The sequence below is a fragment of the Microcoleus sp. BROC3 genome, from assembly GCF_036702515.1.
GTDB lineage: Bacteria > Cyanobacteriota > Cyanobacteriia > Cyanobacteriales > Microcoleaceae > Microcoleus.
In genome coordinates, this window is sequence record NZ_JAUBTQ010000115.1 from 1 (window position 1) to 7046 (window position 7046).

At 44.1% G+C, this 7046-nt stretch carries 5 protein-coding genes; all 5 read left to right on the forward strand.

Annotated elements, in window-relative coordinates:
• Positions 1 to 92 precede the first annotated feature (92 nt).
• The 5 genes from QUB30_RS32585 to QUB30_RS32605 all read left to right on the forward strand — a co-directional run bounded on the left by QUB30_RS32585 (position 93) and on the right by QUB30_RS32605 (position 6977).
• Complete coding sequence (locus QUB30_RS32585; protein ID WP_333342308.1) at positions 93 to 491, forward strand: hypothetical protein; 399 nt, start codon at positions 93 to 95, stop codon at positions 489 to 491.
• A gap of 84 nt (positions 492 to 575) precedes the next feature.
• On the forward strand, positions 576 to 920 hold the full coding sequence (locus QUB30_RS32590) for a hypothetical protein (protein WP_333342310.1): 345 nt from the start codon (positions 576 to 578) through the stop codon (positions 918 to 920).
• Positions 921 to 1333: 413 nt separating this feature from the next.
• Positions 1334 to 1843, forward strand: coding sequence for a type IV pilin-like G/H family protein (locus tag QUB30_RS32595; RefSeq protein ID WP_333342311.1), 510 nt, complete (start codon positions 1334 to 1336; stop codon positions 1841 to 1843).
• Positions 1844 to 2395: 552 nt separating this feature from the next.
• Positions 2396 to 5758 carry a helicase-related protein gene (locus QUB30_RS32600; protein WP_333342313.1) on the forward strand — a complete coding sequence of 1121 codons (3363 nt, stop codon included), beginning with the start codon at positions 2396 to 2398 and terminating at the stop codon, positions 5756 to 5758.
• Positions 5748 to 6977, forward strand: a complete 1230-nt coding sequence (locus QUB30_RS32605) for a hypothetical protein (protein ID WP_333342315.1) — start codon at positions 5748 to 5750, stop codon at positions 6975 to 6977. The genes QUB30_RS32600 and QUB30_RS32605 overlap by 11 nt, the downstream gene beginning before the upstream one ends.
• Positions 6978 to 7046: the final 69 nt, after the last annotated feature.

Consider the following 7046-nt stretch of genomic DNA (forward strand, 5'->3'; position numbering starts at 1 on the left):
CACAACCGCTCATGTCAGATTTTTTGTTTCCTACCCTTCTAGCATAACTGGGGTTATATTTAATTGCAAGCCCCTTAGGCTCTGATGATGAATTGCCCGAACACGCAATTTTATGCAACACTGTTCGCCATAAAATGTATGTCGGCGCGTACAAAGAAATTGATTATTTCCTGTTACAGCAGCATCCCCATGAGCCGTCCCAGTTGACCGCCCAAGAGTTTGAAGAAGCCGTGAAAGCGGTGGAAAGTATGACCTTAGAGCAAATGCAGCGTTTGGGAATGTTCGAGATATTCGGCAACACCAATCCCCAAGCGCGCCAAGCAACCGCAGAATTGGTGCAGTGGCTAGACCAACAAATCACCGAAGAATTGATACAGCAATATATCCAATTAGCTAATCGGGGTAATTGGACAGCGGTGATGGCATTAGACACCCTCAAGCGTAGAATCTCGGAAACTAGGAAATACCACCAGCAATTAGAGAGCAACTAAATTATCTATGCCGGAGAAGTCTCGATATTACAGCCCCGGCATGGGTACAAAACACCCATAATGTAGCAAACGCGGAGTTAGCCCATGAAAGAATTTACTTGGAGGGATAAAGCAATTCGTAGCATTGCCAACGCTCTGTTAGAGTACGAAGCTCAATGCTTGCTCATGGGAGAACCAATAGAAGGGAAAAGCGCTAAGAAATGGATATCAAAGGAGCGCTTTTCCTTCGGTTTTAGACAATACACTCCCTACAAAACATGGCTCCAAGAAGTTGCCAAGATTCCCTCTTTCATCAGCACGGGATGGCCAGCCACATCCTATCCGGGTTGGCGTAATGGGTTATCAAAGCCGAACCGAAGATGCAAAGCCCTAAGTACAAGTGTGGGGCAACTCAGTTTATTTGATGTCCAAACTTTCCTGAATGGCTAATATTTCCAAAACCGATTTAGCAACGGGGTCGCATCAGCTATTCACGGAGATGCGGTGAGTCCAGGTAAAGAAACGATCAACGATCGCTAATTTTTCCCTAGTGCGCCAGTATATTCGGGTCAGTAGTGCGGTTGACGAGTTGTAATGTTTGGGATATCAAGTTTTTCTTGTCCGTGAGCGTTTTTTGCCTTATGGGTTTGGTAGAATCATGGCACAATTTCTTAATGATGAGTCGGATTACCACAACCCAGAATCAAGCCCTACAAAACCCTACCGCCACTTCCCCCGCCCGATAAGAGCTAAAAGTGCAATGTAAGAGGCGCTCTCTGCTTCATCCCCCAATAGCCGATCGCATTACTGAACTTGTGCAACCAAACTAAAGTCCTTACAGCAGAAACACAGGATACAAAACAATGAGGCAACAAAATTCTAAATTAGCTACTTTTTTAATTAAAAATGTGGGAAATTTATGTGTTTGGATGGTGATTGGATATTTTGGTTGGGGAATTGTAACGACATTTATGAGTAGAGTTAGGTACGTAAGGGAAGGAATGGCCCAAGAGTATGTTAGATCCTACAACAAACGCCAGGAAGCCCATTTTGCCAAAGAAAGTGCTTTTACCACTTCTCTCAAGCCTCTAAAAGTTGATATTAATGTTGACCCCAAAAATTACACATATTCCTTTTTAGTCACAAAACAGGCAACCTTTAATTATGCAATCTCAAAGCAAAAAAATTATAGAAGCTTTGTCGGTGGCGTGTTTGTAATTCCTGCTACAAAAGTTAAGCCCAAGACATCTAAAAGTAAGATAATGACCACATCTATAGTGTGCAAAAATGATGCTGTCGGTACAATTAAACCGCCAGAACCGACTTATCAAAATGGTAATATTGCTTGTGCTACAGGTACATACTCAAGATAGCTGAGGCACTCACTACAAAAAGCTTTACCTGCCTTAAAACACTCCCTACCTAGCTCATCTCATCGAGCGCCTAACTTTCCGCCAGTGAGCAAAAACCGAAAAGCCCAGACTGCCACATAGGCTATCCGAGCTTTTCCCTTTATTTTTTCCCTAACGAGTAGAGATGCCCATCAGGAATTTCCCTTTTAGGCGGCGAAAGTTTCTAGCCAATTAGTGTCCCTAACAAGTAAGGGCGCCAATAAGGTATGTTCCTTTTTTTAGCTAGGAGAGCTTTCATTAAATTAGTGTCCCCAACCAGTGGGAACCCTTCTACAATACACAACACAACACAAGGTGTCTAGAAATTATTTGCGAGACTTAGATGTTGCCCCTCGAACTAAAACTGATGCTGCTTAAAAAATATGGCTCCACCCCTTGCCATCTCTAGGTTGATCACTGACGATAGAATAATGGATTGAGCGAAAATTCCGCTAAACATGACGCATTCGGAGTGGTCATCACTGAATCCATGAGCTCGAATGTTGCAGAGGAGAGCTTTCACTAATAAATTGTATGCTGCTTGACGAAAGTCCTTTAATCGTTCACTGTTCATTTAAGGAGTGGATAGGTTTTATTTTTCATCCTCATTCTCGGACGGCGCGGTGGCTCTGGTTCTTCTTAAAGCCACCGTTCTCATCTTTATTTAGTCTAAACTACAGTAAAAAAAGTTGGAACAACCGACAATTAAGTATGGTAAACTGGCTGGCAGGCACGGAAGTCGAAGCGCGATCGCTACGCTGGGAAGTAGTAAGCAGTACCCAACTAGGGCAGCAAACCCTCTACCGTCTGCGCTGCTTAGAGGCAGAACTGCGCGGGGAAGAATTTGACCTCCTCCATCCTTTTGAATCTATTGAACCAGTAATTCGCGATTTGCGTCCAGACCGCGCTGCACCGTTAAGTAACTGGTTAGTGTACCACCAAGCTTTTCTTCTGGAACAAGCACTGGGAACTGATGCGCTGCTGGCAGTTCAACCAGGTCGTCTTTACCTTGAATCTTATCAACTGGTTCCGGTTCTGCGTGCTATTCGCATGAGTCGGGTGCGTTTGCTGTTGGCAGATGGAGTTGGTTTGGGGAAAACTATTCAAGCAGGGTTAATTATTACTGAGTTGATGGCGCGGCGAGTGGTGCATCGGATTTTAATTGTCTGTCCGGCAGGGCCATTGTTGGAACAGTGGAAACTGGAAATGGCAGAACGGTTTGGTTTGCGGATGGATGAAATTAACCGCGCTAGGTTGGAAGAAATTCGCCGGGGGACGGAGTTAGGCGCAAACCCATTTGACCATGTTTCTTTGGGCATTGCTTCCATCGATTTTCTGAAACAGGAAAAAATTATCGATTTGCTCGAAAGAGCGAGTTATGACATGGTGGTGTTGGATGAAGCGCATCACTGTATGGACTTAGGCGCGATCGAGGATCGGGAAGATTCTCAGCGCCGCCGACTTGCCCAAGTGTTAGCGCGTCGCTGTGACTCGTTACTATTGCTGACGGCGACTCCTCATGATGGCAATGACCGTTCCTTTGCATCTCTGTGCGAACTGTTAGACCCTTCTTTGATAGATGGAAGAGGAAGTTTGAGAGGCGATCGCTATCGTCGCCATGTTGTCCGTCGCTTGAAATCTCATATTCCCGGACGCTTCAAAACTCGCATCGTCCGACCAATATCGGTAACAGCTTCGCCAACATTACATCCTAATTTTGTAGCGTTACAACAGGGGTTACTGGAATTAATTGCACCGGAACTCCGCCGCGCTTTTAGGAATAAGCGTTATAACGATGTGTTAGCATTTATTGCTTTACTCAAACGCAGTGTTTCCACTGTGGCTGCTTGTAAATCAACATTAACAGTGGTGGTCGAACGATTTCAACAGTTGCTAACAGAAGGTTCGGAAACTCAAGAAAGTAAAAGGCAAAGGTTAAAAACCTTACGAGATTACTATCGGAAATTAGAACGGTTTGGTACGGTTAGTTTTGAAGAAGAACAAGAACAATCTGCCTTAGAAGCAGAAGAATTAGCGCAAAAGTTAGCTGAATTAGAACGGGATGTTCGGTCGGGTTCGCGGAGTGTGGCAAAAATTTCTAATTTAGTAGCAGCCTTGGATAACTTAGTTGAATTAGCTGAGGCTGCAATTGAACAAGACCCAAAATTACACCAATTAATTGAAGAAATTCAACAAATTCGTTCTTGTGAACCAAATACTAACGTACTAATTTACACAGAGTATATCACCAGTCAACGTGCAGCAGTAAAAGCAATTCAAGCGGCAAAACTGGGCGAAGTATTGATACTTTCTGGTGATGATGCAAATAAGGTACGCTTAGAAATTACCGATCGCTTTCGCACAGATACTAATTTAATATTAGTGAGCACTGATACCGCCGCAGAAGGTTTGAATTTACAGCAACGCTGTCATCATTTAATTCATTTAGAATTACCGTTTAATCCCAATCGATTAGAACAACGCAATGGAAGAATTGACCGTTTTGGGCAAGAACTCGATCCAATAGTCAGCTATTTGTTTTTACGGGGAACTTTTGAAGAGCGGATCTTACTGCGGTTGATTGCTAAGTATGAAAAACAACGAGCTATTTTAACTTTTGTGCCAAATACTTTGGGGTTAACAACCTCTACGGATGCTACTACTGCTAAATTATTAAAGGGATTGATGGATGAAGATGCGAAACTTTTTGAAGATGATACGCCCTTATTAGTTAATTTAGAAACAGCAGATGAAAATGAGGGAACCGATCCAGCAACTCGCGAATTATTAGAAGAAATTGACCATTCTTTAAAAGGATTTCGGGAAGCAGCACGCACCCATACTTGGTTAGGAGATGCTGGGTTAAATGCAGAGTCGCGACTGCTGACGGAAGCAGGGGAAGCAAAGGAAAAAGGCGATCGCACTTTATCAGTCAACCTCCTAAGTTTTGTCCGCGATGCCGTTTATCTGGATGGCGGCGACTTTCGGGAAACGCCACAAACTGACATTTTCGAGGTGCGGCTTCCCTCAAATTGGTGTTATGGGTTGGAGGAATTACCGGGATATGATGCAAATACGCGCTATTTGCGGTTAACTACGAATTTGGACATTACCCGCGATGCCCAAAACCGCCCTGTGGGATTTTTGGGTCGCGCCCATCCTCTAGTCAGACGTGCTTTAGACCGAGTGCGAAACTTATCTTTTGGCAATGCAGACTCCTATAGCCAAGACCCTCGCGTTAGTGTAGTAAAAGCAGATGTTCCAAGTCCTACTTTACTATTTACCTTTCTCGGTCGGGTTGCTAGCAAAATGGGGCCAGAATTTGAGCGAGTATTGGCGGTGAAGATTACCCGTGAAGGAGAAACAGAGTTTTATTTGCAAGCTAACCAATGGTTATGTTTGATAGATCCAAAACGGGCAATTAATACCACAGATGTTTGGCAAAATTATTTTCAGCAGGGATGGGAAACGGCAAAAAGTTCGGCGCACTCAACTGCTGAAGCAGGTTGGCCGGTAGCAGCGAAAGAATTTGTTCGGGGATATACCCTTGAGTTGGAACGGGAACAAGATGCGATCGCCCAATGGTTGCAACTGCGAACTCAGGAAATCACCGGAGAAGTTGTCACTGCTGTTCAAATGAGTTTATTTGACACCGCTAACTCAGAAGAGGCAACTTTTCAGTCAGAATGGATGTATCTCAAAGACCCCCTGGAAAGGTTAGCTGCTTATGCCACTGATGTCACTCAACCTGCGAAACTGCGTAGCGAAGCGGACGGGGTGTTGCGTATCTATCGCCAGCGTTGGGACATGATACAGTCAAGATTAGCGCTGAGTAATCCAGAAATTTTCCCCTTGGGTGTTTTGATGCTGGTTCCAGAGGTAAATTATGACGCTTGAACTACTCCAACATTGTACTTTCACCGGGCCAGCACTACCTGAACCCTTTGTGCGGTTTGAGTTAGAGAAGGAACTGATTAAGGCGAAACGTTTACCCAAAACAACGGGGAATGAAGGCAAGGAATTAGACGAAGCTTGGCAAGTTTATCGTCGCAAGTTGCGAGAATTGGCGACTAGAGGCGGTGTATTGCGGGTGAGAAATCATGTTATTACCCCCTTGGTGAAGTTGTTGGGGTACGATCGCATTGAATCAGGCGGTGAAGTGGAAACCCGCGAAGGTTTGGAGTCAGGCGGTGAAGTGCTGATAACTGCCGATAATTCAACTAAATTAAGGGTTTGGTGTACTGATTTTGAAACAGATTTAGATGCGCCAGCAAAACGGGGTGCTGCTTATCGCTATAGTTACTTACGCATTGCCCAAAGAGTATTACTAACTTGTGGGGAACGGTTGGGACTCTTAACAAATGGGGTGGAATTACGGTTATTAATTTCAGATCCGGCTCGCCCTGATTCCCAGATTACCATTGCTATTGACCCCTATTGGAAACGCAGCAGAAATATTCCCGATTCTTTTTTATTGCTGTTGGCGTTGGTGCCTCCCAATGGGGTGAAGGCGTTACCGGAATTAGTGGAAAAAGCGCGGTTGCAGCAGGCGCGGGTAACGAAGGAATTACGAGTACAGGCGCGGCGTGCCGTAGAAAGGTTTATTCAGGAGATTTTAGATCGTCCTGAAAATCGCAACAAAATTTATCTAGGGGAGACAAACACCCACACGGAAACAGATTTGTTACCGAGTGGAATTAGTCGAGGAAATTTAGCAAAACAACTGTGGAAAGAAGGATTAATTATTGTTTATCGCTTACTATTTATCCTCAAATTAGAAAGTAGCGATAACCCCGCACAAGCATTTAGTTTTGCTTCTACAAGTTTGTGGCGCAATACTTTTTCTCCGAGTATGGCGCTGGCGAATCATGCTCGCAAAGTGCTAGATGAAGGATGGGAAACAGGCAGTTTTTTAGAGAATGGATTGCGGGCTTTATTCCGTTTATTTGCTGAAGGTTTATCATGTACTGAATTAAATATTAAGCCTTTGGGCGGTGCTTTATTTGAGGCAGATAGTACGCCTACTTTGTCGAAATTGAAATGGGGAGAACGGGCAATTTCCCACCTGTTAGACCAACTTTTATGGACTATGCCACAAGCTGGTAAAGCAGGGTAAGCGCATCTAATTTTGTATTTAAAAATACAGATTATTGGACCCACTTGTAGATTGATAGAGACAATTTGA

What these genes read in the sequence shown, in the direction of transcription:
- QUB30_RS32590 (WP_333342310.1), top strand. Translation starts at nt 576, where the DNA reads ATGAAAGAATTTACTTGGAGGGATAAAGCAATTCGTAGCATTGCCAAC.
- QUB30_RS32600 (WP_333342313.1), top strand. Translation starts at nt 2,396, where the DNA reads ATGCTGCTTGACGAAAGTCCTTTAATCGTTCACTGTTCATTTAAGGAG.
- QUB30_RS32605 (WP_333342315.1), top strand. Translation starts at nt 5,748, where the DNA reads ATGACGCTTGAACTACTCCAACATTGTACTTTCACCGGGCCAGCACTA.
- QUB30_RS32595 (WP_333342311.1), top strand. Translation starts at nt 1,334, where the DNA reads ATGAGGCAACAAAATTCTAAATTAGCTACTTTTTTAATTAAAAATGTG.